Below are 17,118 nucleotides of genomic sequence, written 5' to 3'. Positions count from 1 at the left end.
CGAACAAGATGCAACCAGGGACGCCGGTCGAGAGTCTTGACAACTGAAGGTCGCACCCGAGCAGGAGCGGTCTACGAGCCACACACAGCGAGCGAGGACGAGATGGATGCTGCCGCGGACTTCGACGCGTTCTACAACGCGTCGAACCGCCGCGTCCTCCACCAGATGTACGCGATGACCGGGAACCTGGCCGACGCACAGGAGTGCACGCAGGAGGCCTTCGCCCGGGCATGGCAGCGGTGGAAGACGGTCAGCCAGGCGGACAGCCCTGAAGCATGGGTACGTACGGTCGCCTGGCGGATCGCCGCCAGCCGGTGGCGCAAGGCCAAGAACGCGGTCACCGCGATGACCCGCCTCGGGACACCGGAGGACACCGCGCCGCCCAGCCCCGATCACGTGGCACTGGTCACGGCGTTGCGCAAGATTCCGGAGGCGCAACGCCGCGCCATCGTCCTGCACCATCTGGTGGGCATGAGCGTGGAGGACGTCGCCCGGGAGACCGGAGCACCAACCGGGACCATCAAGGCCCGGCTGTCTCGCGGCAGATCGGCGCTCGCGGAACTGCTCAAAGACGATACGAGCCTGACGACGGGAGGTGACGGCCGTGAGTGACAACTTCGACGACCGGCTGCGGAACCGTCTCGACTCCCTGAACACCGACCTCTCCGGTGTCCGGCTGGACGGACCGGCGGCGGCCAGGCGACGAGCGGCCCAGCGCACCCGCAACCAGATCACGGGTGTGGCCCTGGCCGGAGTGGCAGTGATTGTGGCCGGGTTCATCGGCGTGACGCAGGACAGCCTGTTCTCCGCGCCGGAGCCTGCCGGAACCGAGACGCCCACCACGGTACCGAGCCCCGACGAGACCGCGGACCCGGACCAGACCGACGACGCCACGCCGCCCCCGGACGGTTCCACGGTTCCGGAGTCCGCGTTCCTGACCACCGAGGACATCACACCCGAGCTGGAGGCCGGTGACGAGTTCCCCGAGTGGGTGGAGGGCGACGCCAGGGAAGTACCGTTCGACTGCGCGCCCGCCGTACCCGACGGCGCCGCGTACAAGTACTTCTCGAACAGCGACGACGGCTATTTCCTGCAGTTCATCGAGGAGACCGGCGACCCTGTGGGCCGGTTCTCCCAGCTCCGTGCCGACATGGAGTCCTGCATCCGGGAGTTCGAGGAAGAAGCCGGGGACAGCGACGAGCCGCACACCCAGTTCAGCCAGGTGTGGGCCGTTGACGGCTTGGGCGACGAGGCGTGGATGGCCCATTACTGGTCCCGGTTGGACGAGCCGATCGACTTCGCCAACGCTCACCTGGTCGCTGTCCGGCTCGTGCGCACGGGCAACCACATCACGATGGTGATCGACGGTGGCCCGGGCCAGGACGACAACATGAACATGGCCGAGGAACGGTCGGAGCTGGCCGCGCAGCGGCTGTGTGACGCGTTCGGCACGGAATGCGTCGGTGAGGTGTCCAAGCGTCGGCTCGACCAGGAACCAGTCGGCGATCTCGCCGGCTGGCTTACCGTCGAGGACATCGCGAGCATTCCGGGGTACGACACCGTGGTCGAAGGTGACGAGCCGCTGGACCCGACCGAGGACGGGCCGTCCGGATGGCCGCTGCACAACCTGGTGGTCGACCCGGTCGCCGCCGGCGCGTCGTCGCTGCTCACCCGGGCCTACGTGCCGGAGGAGCCGGCCGATGGGCCGCTGCTGCACCAGTCGATCGCCCGGTTCCCCGACGACGCCGCGGCCCGCGCGCACTACGACGACCTCGTGAGCGCCGCCGACGAGTTCGAACAGGAGGGCGACGAGGTCACCAACACCGGCTCGGTCGACGGCGACGACTACTCGCTCACCACGTGGCGCTCGGAGAACGACGAGTTCAACACGGTCTTCGTGTACGGCGCGGTGGTCCAGGGCAGCGAGATGTCGGTGGTCTCCACCGGATTCAGCGAGTTCGAGGATCGCGACCTCACGCCGGAGCAGCTGACCGAGCTTCTGGTCCGCGCCGCCGACCACCTGCGGGACCATCAGGGCTCGTCCTGACGCCTTGCGGGCGTCCTGGCGCCTTCCCGTCGTCCTGGCGCCTTCCCGTCGTCCTGGCGCTCATTTGTCGCGCCAACCGGCTCATCACCGGGGTTTGGCACGACTGGAAGGGGTCAGGACGACGGCAAGGCGTCAGGACGTCGTCGTACGCGGAAATCCAGTTGCGGCGAGCGCGGCGGGCGGCGTTGGATAGACACACCGCGGCGACGTCCAGGAGCCCGGCACTGACACGGGACGGTGAGTTCATGAATGCGGAGCGCGCGACCATCCAGCCGTCGTGCACCCATCAAGGAGCCCCGTGTCCAAAACCACCACGGGCGTACGCCACCGGCGTCGTCCACAGAGTTTCCGCTGTCTGAACTGCCGGCTCGACGTCTCCGCCGACGCACCCGGCACCGCGCACCGCAACCACTGCCCCACCTGCTTATGGAGCATGCATGTCGACGTCAAGCCCGGTGACCGGGCCGCGTCCTGTGGAGCGCGGATGGAACCGATCGCCATCACCACACGCCGCGACGGCGAGTGGCTGGTGGTTCACCGCTGTCTCAGGTGCGACGAGCTGAGCAGCAACCGGATCGCTGGCGATGACAACGCGTTGATGTTGCTGGCACTCGCGGTCCGGCCGCTCGCACGGCCACCGTTCCCACTCGATCAGGTGGCGCGCCTCTGACGCAAGCGCGGATTGTCACCTGATCGTCGATTTGTCGCCTGATCGTCCGCGCCGGGGCGATCAGACGACGCTCCAGCCCGCTTCGGGACTGGTGTGCCGTCTGATCGCTTCTCAGTATGTGGACGGTGAACGATCAGATGACGTTGCCGCCGTGTCCGGCCGGAGTTCGTCACCTGATCTTTAGCACCCACGTCGTGGGGGGATCAGACGACAAATCGACGATCAGGTGACCAACTCCGGGTGGAGAGCGTCAGATGCCCTGGATGACCTCGCGCATGAGCTGTGCCGTGGCCGACGGGGTCTTGCCGACCTTGACCCCGGCCGCCTCCAGCGCCTCCGCCTTGGCAGCCGCCGTGCCCGACGAGCCGGACACGATGGCGCCGGCGTGGCCCATGGTCTTGCCCTCCGGAGCGGTGAAGCCCGCGATGTAGCCGACCACCGGCTTGGTCACGTTCTCCTTGATGTAGGCCGCGGCCCGTTCCTCGGCGTCGCCGCCGATCTCGCCGATCATGACGATCGCCTTGGTGTCCGGGTCGGCCTCGAACGCCTCGAGCGCGTCGATGTGCGTAGTACCGATCACGGGGTCACCGCCGATGCCCACACACGTGGAGAAGCCGATGTCGCGCAGCTCGTACATCATCTGGTACGTGAGCGTGCCGGACTTGCTCACCAGCCCGATGGGCCCGGCCGCGGTGATGTCGGCGGGGATGATGCCTGCGTTCGACTTGCCGGGGCTGATGACTCCGGGGCAGTTCGGCCCCACGATGCGCGTTTTGTTGCCGTTGCTCTGGGCGTAGGCCCAGAACTCCGCCGTGTCGTGGACCGGAATCCCCTCGGTGATCACGACCAGCAGTTCGATGCCGGCGTCGACCGCCTCGATGACGGCGTCCTTGGTGAACTTCGGGGGCACGAAGACGACCGACACGTTCGCGCCGGTCTTTTCCATCGCCTCCGCGACGGTGCCGTAGACGGTGAGCACGGCGTCACGCTTGAACTCGGTGAAGTCGAGCTCCTGGCCCGCCTTGCGGGCGTTCACGCCTCCGACGACGTTGGCGCCGGACTTCAGCATCCGCTGTGTGTGCTTGGTGCCCTCCGCGCCGGTGATGCCCTGGACAATGATCTTGCTGTTCTCATTGAGGAAAATGGCCATGGTGTCGTCGTCCCTTACTTCGCGGCCGCGAGCTCAGCCGCGCGGCGCGCGGCACCGTCCATGGTGTCGACCTGCTCGATGACTCCGTCGGCCGCCGAGGCCGCGAACTCCGAGAGGATCCGCCGTCCTTCGTCGGCGTTGTTGCCGTCGAGGCGGACCACCAGTGGCTTGCTGACGTCGTCGCCGCGCTTCTCCAGCAGGTCGAAGGCGTGCACGATCCCGTTGGCCACGGCGTCGCACGCCGTGATACCACCGAAGACGTTGACGAAGACGCTCTTCACCGCAGGGTCGGAGAGGATGATCTCCAGGCCGTTGGCCATCACCTCGGCCGACGCGCCGCCGCCGATGTCCAGGAAGTTGGCCGGCTTCACACCGCCGAAGTCTTCACCGGCGTAGGCGACAACGTCCAGCGTCGACATGACCAGGCCCGCGCCGTTGCCGATGATGCCGACCTCGCCGTCGAGCTTGACGTAGTTGAGGTTCTTCTCCTTGGCCCGGGCTTCGAGCGGGTCCGCGGCGGCCTTGTCCTCGAAGGCGGCGTGATCCTCCTGCCGGAACTCCGCGTTCTCATCAAGACTGACCTTGCCATCCAGGGCGACGATCTTGCCGTCCGGCGTCTTCACCAGCGGGTTGACTTCCACCAGCGTGGCGTCCTCGGAGGTGAACACGGTCCACAGCGTCTGCAGGACGTCGATCACCTGGTCGCGGACGTCGGCCCCGAACCCGGCGGCATCGGCGATCTCGGCGGCCTTGGCCGCGTCGACACCGGCCAGCGGGTCCACCGGGATCTTGGCCAGCGCCTCCGGGCGCTCGACCGCGAGCTGCTCGATCTCGACGCCACCCTCGACGCTGGCCATCGCCAGGAACGTGCGGTTGGCGCGGTCGAGCAGGTAGGAGACGTAGTACTCCTCGGCGATGTCGCTGGCCTGGGTGACCAGGACCCGGTGCACGGTGTGCCCCTTGATGTCCATACCGAGGATCGCCTCGGCCTTCTCCTCGGACTCGGCCGGGTTCTCGGCCAGCTTGACGCCACCGGCCTTCCCACGGCCACCAGTCTTGACCTGGGCCTTGACCACAACCTGGCCGCCGATCTCCTCAGCGGTGCGGCGCGCCTGTTCACTCGTCTCGGCGACTGATCCCGGGAGCACCGGGACGCCGTGCTTGGCGAAGAGATCCTTCGCCTGGTATTCCATCAGATCCACGCGGGCTACGTCCTTGTCGTGTCGCGGTTGCGTTGAGTCACTCGAGGTCACGCGAACTCGTTCACAAGGCCACGCGACTACTCACAGTGCCAATCTGGCCAAGGGCAGACTATCGGCGCGCCGAGCACAGCTGGTATTCGCCCTGGCCCGGAGCTGCGTCACCGTGACCAGCTTCACACCACACCGGCCAGGGCTCGTCATCACGAATGGAGCCGCGCGCGGGGACCGTCAGCGCGTCGGGCACGCCGCACCGAATGCCCCACGCGCTGACGATCTTCAGAACCGGGACGTGTGCCCTAACGCGGCGCCACCAGCACCCGGGCCGTCTCCGACTCGCCGTTCACCGTCACCGTCAGGAACGCGACGCCGGGCCGCAAGCCGGTGACGACGCCGGTCGCCGGGTCGACGGCGAGCACGGCCTTGCGGTCCGCGTCGCCCGGGGCGCCGACGTGAACGCCTTGTCCGGACCACTCGGCGCTGACCGGCCACGCGACCGGCACCGTACGGACCTCGTCCTGCCGGACCGAGGCCTCGACGGACGCCGTGGAACCGGCCACCACCCGGGCGGGCGCGTCCAGCGTGAGCTCGTCCACCCGGGGCAGGATCTCCGCGCTCAGCCAGCCGGACCCGCCCGCCCGGCCGGGCTCGACACCGAGCATGGTCCAGCCGGTGAACCCGCCGTTGTCGGGCGTGCTCGCTGGGCCCTTGCCGGAGTTCCCGACGACGACGTACGGGACGCCGTCCACCGACGAGGCGTGGAACACTCCGGCGTGGCCGGCGATGTACGCGGCGCCCTTGCCGGACTCGGCCCGGAAGTCCGCCAGCCACTTCTCCACCATCGCTGCCTCCCGGCGGTCGGCGAGCTGGCTGTTGGCGGTGGGCAGCGGGTCGTTCGGCGGGTGGTGTCCGGCGACGACGACGCCGGTCACCGACGGGTCGGACGCGGCCTCGTCCAGAGCCTCGCGCAGCACCATGATCTGGTCGAACTCACGGCCGCCCGCGCGCAGCGTGCCGTAGGCCGTGTTCAGGGTCACCACTCGAGTACTCCCCACGTCGAAGACATGCTGGGTGTCTCCGAACTCGGCGATGAAGTTCTCGATCGGGCCACCTTGGACCTCGTGGTTGCCGGGCACGTAATACCAGGGGAAGTCCGCGTCGCCCAGCTCCTCGTCGATGATCTTCCGGGCCAGAGCGAAGTCCTCCGGGGCGGCCTCGTCGACGAAGTCACCGTTGATGATGAGCGCGTCCGGGCCGGCCGCCTTCATCTCCCGCAGGGTCCGGCGTGCGGCCTGAACGATGTCGCTGTCCGGGTTACGCCCGACGAACTGGGAGTCGTTCATCACCGCGATGCGGTGAGCGGCGTCGTCGTTGGTCCCATTGACCAGTACCACCGGGTCTCGGAAGGTCTCTCGCACCGGCAGCTCCACCTCCGGCGCCACCTCGACGCTGATGTCGCTGAACGAGGTCTCGCCGTTGTAGTTCGACGACCCGTTGGCCTCGACGGAGTAGATGTCCCTGAACGTCAACGGGTACTCGGTTCCCTCGGGCACCGGGAAGCTGAGCTGCTGCCAGCCGGTGAACGTGGTGTAGCCGCCGTTGAGCGTGATCAGGGTGCCCTGCGCGTCGTAGAGGCGCATCCGGATCCAGGTGCCGTTGCCGTCGCCGCGGACCCACGCGTTGACCGCCTGTGGCTGTCCCGGAAGCTCGAACTGCTCCGGCGGCGCGGCGTAGGCGGCCCGGGTGTTCGGGCCGGTGAAGTCGTAGGCCAGCCGGACGCCGGAGCGGCCGTCCGGGCCTTCGGTGGGCTCGATGCTTCCGGTGGCACGCGCGAAGCTGATGGTCCAGTCGCTCGCGTCCGCGAAGTCGGCGACGAGCTCCTCGACCAGCCCGACGGTCACCGCTACCTGCGCTTCGGTGTTGCCGGCCGCCAGTGTGAGCAGGGCCGAACCGTCTCCGGTGAGCGGACGCACGGTGAAGCCGGAGGCGTCGGGGACGAGCTCGACCACCCCGTCGCCGCCGGAGACGGTGACGTCCACCGGCTCGACCGGGGCCCGGAAGCCCTCGGCATCGTATCCGGTGAGTTCGATCCGGCCGGTCGACTCCGCGTCGGCCAGCGGAACCAGCCTGGCGTTGGGGGTGAGCCGGGCGAGTTCGCCGAGGACGGTGATGTCGAGCTCGCCTCGGGTCTCGTCGTCGTAAGCCACGACGGTCACCGAGCCGGGCTCGGTCGCGGTGACGGTGGCCGAGGTGCCGTCGCCCTCCACCTGCGCCGAGTCTCCTTCGACGGACCACGACGGCGCGGTGTCCACCGGGTCGTGTGCCTCATCGTGACCGAGCGCGGTGACCGTGCGGGTGAGCCCAGGGAAGACCCGGTCGCTTTCCGCGTCGGTGAGCATCCGGAAGCCGGTCAGGGTGCCGGTGCCACCGCCCGCGAAGACGGCCAGGGCATTGGCCACCCGCCGCTCTTCCATGTCCGACGGACTGTTGATCACCTCGTGGTCGGGCGTCCCGGGGTCCCGGACCACCATGGTCGAGGAGCCGCCGCCGTCGATGTTGAGCGCGTTGTGCGCTCCGAGTCCGCGCATGAACTCGCCGAGCTCGGTGAGGCTCATCCCCCGGGCGTGCGACTGCCGTCCGTCGATGACGGCGAGGAACACCTCGCTACCGTCTTCGCTGATGCCCACCGCCGTGCGCGGGTGCACCGCCTGGTCGGTGAAGGTCTGCGGGGCGCCGTCGCGCACCAGTACCTGATTGCCCCCCACAGCCGCGACGATCTCGCCGATGTCGGAGCGCGGGGCGTAGGTGACGTCGACCTCCGTGCCCGGCTCGAGTGCCAGCAGCGCCTCCGCGCCCGCATCCCGGCCGACCAGGACGAGTGTGTCGTCGTCGATCGAACCGCCGCCGACCTCGGTACCGACCTCTGTCACCACACCGTCGACGACGGTGACCTCGGCTGTCGTGGACGCGTTGCCGAGTGCCGCCGAGCGCGTGTACGCGCCCCAGACGGGGGTGAACAGGCCGATGCCTCCCGCGGGAATGCTGTGGGTATTGACTCCGGCCAGCTCCAGTTCAGGGCCGTCGTCGACGACCACCTGACCTTCAAGGAAGACCTGTGCGAGCTGGAGGGCGCCGCTCTCGGTAACGGCGACGGTCTGGTGGCGGCCCGGGAGCGGTGAGCTGACCAGTCCTTCGTCGCGGCTGACGCCGGCCCCGATGGGCGCGTTGGAGTTGTTGATGTCGAAGAAGTCACCGTTGACGGCGGCCGTGGCGCCGGTGCGCTCCGCTCCGGACCGTACGGTTTCCAGCTCCGTGACCGTCCCCGAGTACTGGTAGTCGAACGTCACGTCCGCGTCCACGTCGACCGTCAGGACTGATCCAGAGCTCCAGCCGTCGGCCTCGAGGCTGGCGAAGGTGGCCAGGTCCATGCCCGGCGCGATGGTGAGCTGTTCACTGTCGACCGGGACCGATGCCCCGGGCACGGCGATCGATGATGTCGCCTGTTCTGTGGTGTAGGCACCGGCTACGGGCGCGATAAGCAGCGCCACACCAGCCAGGGCCGCGGTCATCAGCGCATGTGTACTGCGTCTGCTGGTCAACCCGTTCACCCCACTCGCGTCAAGCCGTCCGGCTTTGGACGGTGGGGTCATTACACCGGATAGGTCTAGACCTTTTCTAGACCTGTGGGGGTCGAATCCATGAATAAATGTGAAATGCCCGCCTCATGGATTCACGCCGCGTGCGATGAGCGCAGTCCGTTCACCCAGGCGATGATGTCTTGAGTACTGGCTCCGGGGGTAAAGACCTTCGATACCCCGAGTTCTTCCAGTAGGGGAATATCGGCCTCCGGGATGATGCCGCCGCCGAAGACGACGATGTCGGCGGCATCCCGCTCGGCGAGCAACTCCAGCACCCTCTTGAACAAGGTCATGTGCGCGCCGGAGAGGATCGACAGGCCGATAGCCTGCGCATCCTCCTGAATGGCGGTCTCCACCACCTGCTCCGGCGTCTGGTGCAGGCCGGTGTACACCACCTCCACCCCGGCGTCGCGCAGGGCACGCGCGACCACCTTGGCGCCCCGGTCGTGTCCGTCTAATCCTGGCTTGGCGACCACAACCCGCAGCGGGTGCGCGCTCGTGTTCGATTCGTCCACACGTGCAGGCTACCTGCGACAACACCCTTCGCACTATGTCCATGCCCTGAGACTCTTCCAACAATGTGACGAAGGTCACACGTCGTCGCTAAAACCGCACAAATGTGACGCCTTTCACATGGGTATGCACGTTAGTCCTGGTCACAGCATGGTTACAGGACCTACGCATCACTCTGCGTGACGGCATACCGGGGAACCCCCTAGGGGAACTCGGCCGAGTCATTTGTGCGCGCTACCAAGGACGGGCTATCGTCCCCGACGTCCCACTTCGTTCGTCGGAAGGTACACACGCGTGTCGAAACGCTCCGGTAGCGGTCGCCACCGTCGCCACAGGCACGTCACGGTCCCCTCCGTCGTGGGATCGGTCGCGATGGCAGCCGCCGCCTCGGGTGCGCTGGCCATGCCGCAGGCGGCAGGTCACGCCGAAGGTGAGCCTCTCGAAGCCGTGCCTCACCGTCCCATGACATCGGTCAGCGGTTCCGGTGGTGCTCTCGACAGCATCTCCGCCGCTGGGCAGTCTCTCGCCACTGAGGCGTCGGAGACCGCGACCCGTGCCCACAGCGGCATCGTCGAGCAGCAGCGCCAGGAAGCGGCAGAGGCCGCCGCCCGCGCCGAGCGCGAGGCGAAGCGCTGGGTCAACCCCATCAGTGCCGGCTACCGGATCAGTGCCGGCTTCGGCTCCTCCGGCCGGCTCTGGGCGTCGGGCCACACGGGCGTGGATCTGGCCGCCTCGTACGGCTCCGATGTGCGGGCGCTGTCCGCGGGCGAGATCATCTCGGCCGGCTGGGACGGGTCCTACGGTTACAAGGTGGCCATCCGGCACCACGACGGCACGGTGAGCTGGTACGCGCACCTGTCGCGCATCGTGCTCTCCTCCGGCAAGGTCGAGCCCGGGACCATCATCGGCCGTGTCGGCTCCACCGGAAACAGCACCGGCCCGCATCTTCACCTGGAGATCCGCCCCGGTGGCGGCGACCCGGTCAACCCGGTGGCATGGCTGTCCCAGCAAGGCCTCAACCTCTAGCCTTCGTCACCTGATCGTCGATTTGTCGCCTGATCGTTTGCTCCTACACGGTCGGACGACGACACGCCGCGGACGAGCCCGGCTTCGTCACCTGATCGCGTCTCGCGATGCGGACGCCAAAGGATCAGGTGGACAAACGGCGGCTTGGCTCGCCTTTCGGTCATCTGATCAACTGCCGCTTGGCTCCCAGCGGGCCGCTCGGCTCCCACCAGCGTCCCGAAGACGGCGTGAAACGTCGGCAGACGCCCGCGCTCAGCCGACCTCGTCGGCCAGCTCCAGCCACCGTGCCTCGGCAGCCTCGCGCTGCTCGTTGATCTCACGCAGCGCAGCGTCGAGCTCGGCAACCTTCTGGTGATCCGTGGCGTGTTCCGCTAGCTCACTGTGCAGCTTCTCCGCGCGTTGCGTCAGCTTCTCCACCTCACGCTCCATCCGGGCAAGCTCCTTACGGGCGGCACGGCTGTCACCCCGCGACGCCGCAGCCCGCGACGCCGCAGCCCGCGTCTCCGCGCCACCCGTCTCCGCGCTCCCAGGCTCCGCGCTCCCGGGCTCGCCGGCGGACCGGCGCCGCTCCAGGTACTCGTCGACCCCGCCGGGCAGATGGATCAACCGGCCGTCGCCCAGCAACGCCCAGATGGAGTCCGTCACCCGCTCGAGGAACCACCGGTCGTGGCTGACGACGACCAGCGTGCCGGGCCAGCTGTCGAGAACATCTTCAAGCACATTGAGGGTCTCGACGTCGAGATCGTTGGTGGGCTCGTCGAGAAGGAGCACGTTGGGCTCGCCCATGAGCAGCCGCAATAGTTGCAGACGACGCCGCTCACCGCCCGACAGCTCTGTCACCGGGGTCCACTGCCGCTGGCCGGTGAAACCGAACCGCTCCAGCATCTGCCCGGCGGTGCTCACTCCGCCGGAGCCCAGCCGCACCTCACCGCGGATCTCCTCCACTGCCTGCAGAACTCGGACGCCCGGCTTCAGTTCGGTGACTTCCTGCGACAGATGAGCAGGAACGACGGTCCGGCCAACCTTGACGTGTCCGATCGTCGGCTCCAGAGCGCCGTCGAGTAACCGCAGCACGCTGGTCTTGCCGGATCCGTTGATACCGACGACGCCTACCCGGTCGCCGGGCCCCAGCCGCCACGTGACGTCGTTCAGCAGTGTCTTCCCGCCGAGCTCGAGGCTCACGTCCTCGACGTCGTACACGCTCTTGCCGAGCCTGGTGGTAGCCATCCGGCTCAGTTCGTACGGGTCCCGGGGCGGTGGCTCGTTCTCGATGAGCACGTTGGCAGCGTCGATACGGAACTTCGGCTTCGATGTCCGCGCCGGCGGACCGCGCCGCAGCCACGCCAGTTCCTTGCGCAGCAGGTTCTGCCGGCGGGCCTCGTCGGCGGCCGCGATCCGCGCCCGCTCCGCTCGCGCCAGCACGAAGGTCGAGTAGCCGCCGTCGTACGCGTGGACCTTTCCGTCCACCACCTCCCACGTCGCCTCGCAGACCGAGTCGAGCAGCCAGCGGTCGTGGGTGACGACGACGATGGCCTGGCCGGTGGCGGCCAGATACCTCGTGAGCCAGTCGATGGCCTCGACGTCGAGGTGGTTGGTCGGCTCGTCGAGAAGGAGGAGATCCGCCGGAGTGATCAGAAGCCGCGCGAGCGCGACGCGGCGACGTTCCCCTCCGGACAGCGGACCCACCACGGTGTCCATGTGGACCTGGGGCAGCAGGTGCGCGAGCACCGCGCGAATGCGGGCGTCCGAGGCCCATTCGTGGTCTGCTGCGTCGCCGACGACGCTCTGCCGAACCGTGGCGTCCGGGTCGAGGTCGTCGTGCTGGCCGAGATGCCCGATCCGCAATCCGCCGGTGTGCGTGACGCGCCCGGAGTCCGGCGATTCCGCACCCGCGAGGAGCCGCAGGAGAGTGGACTTGCCGCCACCGTTGCGTCCGACCACACCGATGCGTTCGCCGCTGCCGACGCCCAAGGAGACGGCGTCGAGGATCTGCTGGGTTCCGTACGCGAGCGAGACGGATTCAAGATTGACGAGGTTACGTGGCGCCATGACACGTCAAGTCTTTCACGCGCGCGCCGGTTCCCGCGCCTCGCATGGGTTACGGCTCCACATTTCGGATATAACGCCCTCGCCAGCGACCCCAACCCCTGGCATGCGCCGAGGGGAGCGCGATCATGATTGGCTCGGCGTCACGGGTCCCACCACCACCTCTGTGGCACGGCACGTGCCCGAATCCTCGAGTGCCTGAACGATCATCCGGCTGTGCGCGGCATCCTGGGCGAGGAAGACACACGTCGGCCCGGAGCCGGAGACGATGCCGCCCAAGGCGCCGGCCTCGCGCCCTGCCGACAGAGTCTGGGCCAGGGAGGGCCGGAGGTCCACAGCGGCGGCCTGCATGTCGTTGCGCATCAGCCGTCCGACCTCGGATGCGTCACCGGCGGCCAGCGCCCCCAGGACCGACGCATCGACGCTTACCGTGTCCGGGCCCGTCCCGGCAGCCAAGCTTCCGAGTGCGAGCGTGCCGGACGCGGGCGGACCGGCGGCCGCCCCGGCTTCGCGGAGCTCGTCCAGCCGCCGATACACCGCGGGCGTGGACAGCTCGCCGTCGGCAACGGCCAGAACCCAATGCAGTGCACCGGGAACGACGAGCGGGTCAAGCTTCTCGCCGCGTCCCGTCCCGACGGCGGTGCCACCGACGAGCGAGAACGGGACATCGCTGCCCAGCGTTGCTGCGAGCCCAGCGAGCCGTTCCACAGTCCACCCGAGGCCCCACAGCGCGTTGCACGCCAGCAGCGCGCCCGCGGCGTCTGCGCTCCCTCCAGCGAGCCCAGCGGCAACCGGTATGGCCTTGGTGACCCGCAGATGGGCGCGCGCCGGCACCCCGGCCGCCGCGGCAAGCGTGTGAACGGCTCGCACGGCCAGGTTGGTGCCGTCCGCCGGCAGTCGGCCGCTGTAGGGGCCGTCGAGCGTCAGAGAGACGTGATCACGGTCGCCCGGGGCGGCGTCTCCCCCGGCCTCGTCCTCACTCCGAGGGTCGTCGTCGTTCCTCGGCTCTTCGTCGCCCCAGCGGGCCGTGACGTTGTCGTACAGCGACACCGCATGGAAGACGGTCGCGAGGTCATGAAACCCGTCCGGCCGCAGCGGACCGATCGACAGAACGATATTGATCTTCGCGGGAACGCGGAACGTGACGTGCACCCTCGCGACCCTATCGAAATGTTCCGGGTGGCGATTTCACCGCAGATCAGCGTCCGGCGTCTCCTTCGAGACCGCCGACTTCTCTGCTGTGGCTGGACCTCTCTGCCGTGAATCGCGTTGGGAATGCCCATTCTGGCCCGTGACGCGATCCTGGGCAGAGAAGTCATGCCACGACAGAAAGGTCACCCGCTGCAGCAAGGACGTGACGCCACGCGGCGAGGCCCACGGCTGTCCACGGCTGTCCGCCGTTTGTCCCACAAGCCGCCCCATGAGCCGCCCCACGGACGTCACTCGGGCACGGAGGACGAGGCCTGCTGTGCCGCGGCGATCCGGGTGAAGTCCTCAACCGTCAGCTGCTCCCCCCGCGCCGACGGCTCGACGCCAGCCGCACGCAGCACGGCCTCCGCGGACGCAGGCGAGCCCGCCCAGCCGCTCAGCGCCGCACGCAGGGTTTTCCGCCGCTGCGCGAACGCGGCATCCACGACGGCGAACACGGCGCGCCGGTCCGCGCCTACGGGCGGCTCCCGCCGCTCCAGGAGCACCAGGCCGGAGTCGACGTTCGGCACCGGCCAGAACACGGTCCGGCCGACCGAGCCGGCCTGGCTGACCTTCGCGTACCACGCCGCCTTGACCGACGGGACGCCATAGGTCCGCGAACCCGGCGGCGCGGCCAACCGGTCGGCCACCTCTTTCTGCACCATGACCAGAACGCGGCGCAGGCTCGGGAACGTCTCCAGCATGTGCAGCAGGACGGGTACTGCCACGTTGTACGGCAGGTTCGCCACCAGGGCGGTGGGGGACTCCCCAGGGAGCTCTGCCACCTTCAGGGCGTCCTCCTGCACCACCCGCAGCCTGGGGGCCAGAGACGGCGCGTGCGCTTCCGCGGTGGCCGGGAGGGCGCGGGCGAGAACGGGGTCGATCTCAACAGCGACGACGCCGGCCACCACCGGCAGCAGGGCCAGCGTCAGGGAACCGAGTCCCGGGCCTACCTCCGCGACGACGTCGTCGGCGCCGACCCCGGCTGTACGCACTATCCGGCGCACCGTGTTGGGGTCGATGACGAAGTTCTGCCCCAGAGTCTTCGTCGGCCGCAGACCCAGCTCCCCCGAGAGACGACGAACGTCCGCCGATCCCAGCAATCTGGAATCGGCGGACGTCTCATCATTCACCACACCCCGAGCATAGGGCCCGCACCGGACCCGCCACGGGAGCGGCTGCGTTTGTTACTGCGGCAGTCCCAGCTTGCGCGAGCAGGCCGGCCAGTCGCCGTACCCGCCGCGGGCTGCCCGGACCTTCTCGGCGATCCGGATCTGCTCGGACTTGCTGTTCTCGTGCGGATAGCCGCTGCCACCGTAGGCGCGCCAGGTCTGCAACGAGAACTGCAGGCCGCCGTAGTAGCCGTTACCCGTGTTGATCGACCAGTTACCGCCGGACTCGCACTGCGCGAGGCGATCCCAGACGCCGCCGTCGACGTTGTTGTCGCCGCCACCGTCACCGCCGCCACTGTCACCGCCGCCGTTGTCCTCGGGCTCCGGCTCGGGTTCGGGCTCAGGCTCGGGCTCCTTGGTGCCGATCAGGACCACCCGGTTCTCCGGCTCGGCCAGAACGGTCTCGGAGAGGGTCTTCTTCTTGTCCAGCTCGCCGTCGATGTAGGTCTTCTGGACCTCGCGCTCGAGCACGCCCTTCTTCCCCTCGGCCTGCACCTTGGTGCTGCCCTTGGCGAGCGAGTCGTCGTTCTTCTCGGTGGTCTCGAAGTCGATGTCCACCTCGATGGTTTCCTTCTTGACCTCCACCCGCTTGACCACGAGCTCGGAGACGTCGACGAGCTTGGTGTCGAGCGACGGCTCGATCAGGTCCCGTTTCCCGAGCTCGACGTCGAAGTCGGTGAGCGCCTCGCGAACCGTCAGCGCGGTGGTGGTGAGCTCTTCCTTCTCACCGTCAGCCACCAGCGTGATCTGCTTCGGCGTGCGCACCTCGAAGTTCAAGCCGTTGCGGCCGATGTCCATCGAGCGAGCGACCGAGAGATCGGCGCCTTGGTGGCGGATGTTCAGTTCTGAGAGGGCCTCATCGACGGACAGTGCCGTGGTCCAGAACGTCTCGTCGACGCCGTCGACGGTGACGGTCACTTCACGGCCGTACCGGACGGCGATCTCGGAGCCGTCCTCGACCTTGCTGTCCAGCGACGGAACGACCTCGTCGTTGGGCCCGATCTCGATACCTTGACCCTCCAGCACGTCACCGACATTGCCGGAGAACGTGTGAACGGTTTCGGTTTGGCCGTCGACGGTGAGGTCGACGGCGTTGTTGAACGTCATGTACGCGACGCCACCTGCCGCGAGGGCAGTGACGACGCTCGCGTTGATCGCGATCGTCTTGACGGACGGACGCACGGTGCTCCTGTGGTCGAGCTTTCCGGGCACGGGCACGGACGGTATTCCACTCACTTCGCCTTCAACCTTGCACACCATACAAGGCGAGAGGCGCCGCGAGCGGCATCTTGTCACCATCCGGAGCTTCCCCGACTCCGGCTAACAATCACGAGACGGTAACGCAAAAACGGCCATGTACCAAACCGAAGTCGGACAAACTGTGGATAAATCGATGCTTCATGCAACTAAAAGAAGGTCATCTGCCGCCCAACAGCCTCTGCCGCACCGGCCGACCGGCCCTCGATTCAACGCTTCACCAGCAACGATCATGAAAGGGAAACCAAAGATCAACAGATCACCGCCTGCTGATGCGTCGGCGGCGACGAGCTACCGAGGCGTGACTCGGATCACCACGAACCGAATGCCTGATCAGTGTTCTCTTGGATGGACTCGCAGACACGGCTCAGTTCTTCGCCGAGTACCTCCGCAATGGTCCGAACCGTCAGCGGAATCAGATAGGACGCGTTCGGCCGCCCGCGGTACGGGTGGGGTGTGAGGAACGGCGCGTCGGTCTCCACCAGGATCCGGTCCAACGGGGTGATCCGCAGCGCCGAACGTAAAGATTCCGCGTTCTTGAACGTCACCGGCCCCGCGAAGGACATAAACCAGCCGCGCTCCGCGCAGTGCCGCGCCATCTCGGCATCGCCGGAGAAGCAGTGGAACACCACCCGCTCGGGGGTCGGAGCGTCGTCGAGCACGCGCAGGATGTCCGCGTGCGCATCCCGGTCGTGGATCATGAGCGCGAGCCCGCGCCGGTGCGCGATCTCGATGTGGGCTCGGAACGACTCTTCCTGGGCAGCGAAACCCTCAGGCCCCGTGCGGAAGCGGTCCAGGCCGGTCTCGCCCACCCCGCGGACCCGATCACTCGAGCCCGCCAGGCGGTCGATCTCGGCCAGCGCGTCATCGAGCATGCCCGCCGTGGCCAGCCGCGGTGCCTCGTTGGGATGCAGCGCGACGGTGGCGACCACGTTCGGGTTCCGCTCGGCTGCCTGTACCGCCCACGCGGAACTCGGCAGGTCCACACCGACCTGAACGACCCGGGAGACACCCACCTTGGCCGCGGCCGCCAGCGCGTCGTCGGCCGCGAAGGCATCCCCGTCCTCGTCATCGGCGATGTCCATGTGGCAATGGGCGTCCGTGACCGGCGACGGCAGCGGCTCAGGCAGCGGCGGGCGGGTGCGGTCCCGCCGCCGGCCGTCCTCGCCCGTGGCGGTGCGCTGAATGCGGCTCATCGATACCTCCGTCCGT

Annotated in this window: 12 protein-coding genes and 2 pseudogenes; 4 read left to right on the top strand and 10 right to left on the bottom strand. The window is 68.1% G+C overall.

Translation table 11 applies throughout. From position 1 onward, the window contains the following. Nucleotides 1-102: 102 nt before the first annotated feature. From G1H11_RS06850 to G1H11_RS06840, 3 genes are all read left to right on the top strand, one after another. On the top strand, nt 103-612 hold the full coding sequence (locus G1H11_RS06850; RefSeq protein ID WP_163817855.1) for a SigE family RNA polymerase sigma factor: 510 nt from the start codon (nt 103-105) through the stop codon (nt 610-612). Then, the gene (locus G1H11_RS06845) at nt 605-2,047 is read left to right on the top strand and encodes a hypothetical protein (protein ID WP_163817384.1); all 1,443 of its coding nucleotides are present in this window, start codon (nt 605-607) and stop codon (nt 2,045-2,047) included. The genes G1H11_RS06850 and G1H11_RS06845 overlap by 8 nt, the downstream gene beginning before the upstream one ends. A gap of 298 nt (nt 2,048-2,345) precedes the next feature. Beyond that, nucleotides 2,346-2,717, top strand: coding sequence for an RNHCP domain-containing protein (locus tag G1H11_RS06840; RefSeq protein WP_163817382.1), 372 nt, complete (start codon nt 2,346-2,348; stop codon nt 2,715-2,717). A 250-nt stretch (nt 2,718-2,967) separates the two neighbouring features. On the opposite strand, the gene sucD is transcribed toward G1H11_RS06840, so the two are convergent. The 4 genes from sucD to icmB all read right to left on the bottom strand — a co-directional run bounded on the left by sucD (nt 2,968) and on the right by icmB (nt 9,219). Further along, a complete protein-coding gene (sucD, locus tag G1H11_RS06835) occupies nt 2,968-3,867 on the bottom strand; it encodes a succinate--CoA ligase subunit alpha (RefSeq protein ID WP_163817380.1) in 900 nt (299 codons plus the stop codon). Between the two features lie 14 nt (nt 3,868-3,881). Further along, nucleotides 3,882-5,069, bottom strand: coding sequence for an ADP-forming succinate--CoA ligase subunit beta (sucC, locus tag G1H11_RS06830; protein WP_163817378.1), 1,188 nt, complete (start codon nt 5,067-5,069; stop codon nt 3,882-3,884). A gap of 296 nt (nt 5,070-5,365) precedes the next feature. Next, a complete protein-coding gene (locus G1H11_RS06825) occupies nt 5,366-8,635 on the bottom strand; it encodes a phosphodiester glycosidase family protein (RefSeq protein ID WP_163817376.1) in 3,270 nt (1,089 codons plus the stop codon). Nucleotides 8,636-8,796: 161 nt separating this feature from the next. Continuing rightward, nucleotides 8,797-9,219, bottom strand: a complete 423-nt coding sequence (gene icmB, locus G1H11_RS06820; protein ID WP_216843517.1) for a coenzyme B12-dependent isobutyryl CoA mutase small subunit — start codon at nt 9,217-9,219, stop codon at nt 8,797-8,799. Between the two features lie 370 nt (nt 9,220-9,589). On the opposite strand from icmB, the gene G1H11_RS06815 reads away from it, so the two are divergent. Beyond that, a complete protein-coding gene (locus G1H11_RS06815) occupies nt 9,590-10,243 on the top strand; it encodes a M23 family metallopeptidase (RefSeq protein WP_163817374.1) in 654 nt (217 codons plus the stop codon). Between the two features lie 252 nt (nt 10,244-10,495). On the opposite strand, the gene G1H11_RS06810 is transcribed toward G1H11_RS06815, so the two are convergent. The 6 genes and pseudogenes from G1H11_RS06810 to G1H11_RS06790 form a co-directional block, all read right to left on the bottom strand. Beyond that, a complete protein-coding gene (locus tag G1H11_RS06810) occupies nt 10,496-12,292 on the bottom strand; it encodes an ABC-F family ATP-binding cassette domain-containing protein (RefSeq protein ID WP_163817373.1) in 1,797 nt (598 codons plus the stop codon). A gap of 123 nt (nt 12,293-12,415) precedes the next feature. Then, entirely contained in the window at nt 12,416-13,441 is a 1,026-nt protein-coding gene (locus G1H11_RS06805; protein WP_163817371.1) for a 4-(cytidine 5'-diphospho)-2-C-methyl-D-erythritol kinase, read from the bottom strand. A gap of 287 nt (nt 13,442-13,728) precedes the next feature. Beyond that, nucleotides 13,729-14,613 carry a 16S rRNA (adenine(1518)-N(6)/adenine(1519)-N(6))-dimethyltransferase RsmA gene (rsmA, locus tag G1H11_RS06800; RefSeq protein WP_216843516.1) on the bottom strand — a complete coding sequence of 295 codons (885 nt, stop codon included), beginning with the start codon at nt 14,611-14,613 and terminating at the stop codon, nt 13,729-13,731. 51 nt (nt 14,614-14,664) lie between these two features. Continuing rightward, nucleotides 14,665-14,898, bottom strand: a pseudogene (locus G1H11_RS27385) (transglycosylase family protein); the annotation flags it as partial. A 117-nt stretch (nt 14,899-15,015) separates the two neighbouring features. Next, nucleotides 15,016-15,756: pseudogene (locus G1H11_RS27380) on the bottom strand (resuscitation-promoting factor); the annotation flags it as partial. A gap of 461 nt (nt 15,757-16,217) precedes the next feature. Then, nucleotides 16,218-17,102 (bottom strand): TatD family hydrolase, encoded by an 885-nt coding sequence (locus G1H11_RS06790; protein WP_163817367.1) that lies wholly within the window; start codon nt 17,100-17,102, stop codon nt 16,218-16,220. Nucleotides 17,103-17,118 lie beyond the last annotated feature (16 nt).

Source organism: Phytoactinopolyspora alkaliphila (genome assembly GCF_010550695.1).
In the GTDB taxonomy this organism is placed as follows: Bacteria; Actinomycetota; Actinomycetes; order Jiangellales; family Jiangellaceae; genus Phytoactinopolyspora; species Phytoactinopolyspora alkaliphila.
The sequence above is the reverse complement of the archived record's forward strand: the minus strand, read 5'-3'. Positions and strand labels throughout refer to the sequence as shown.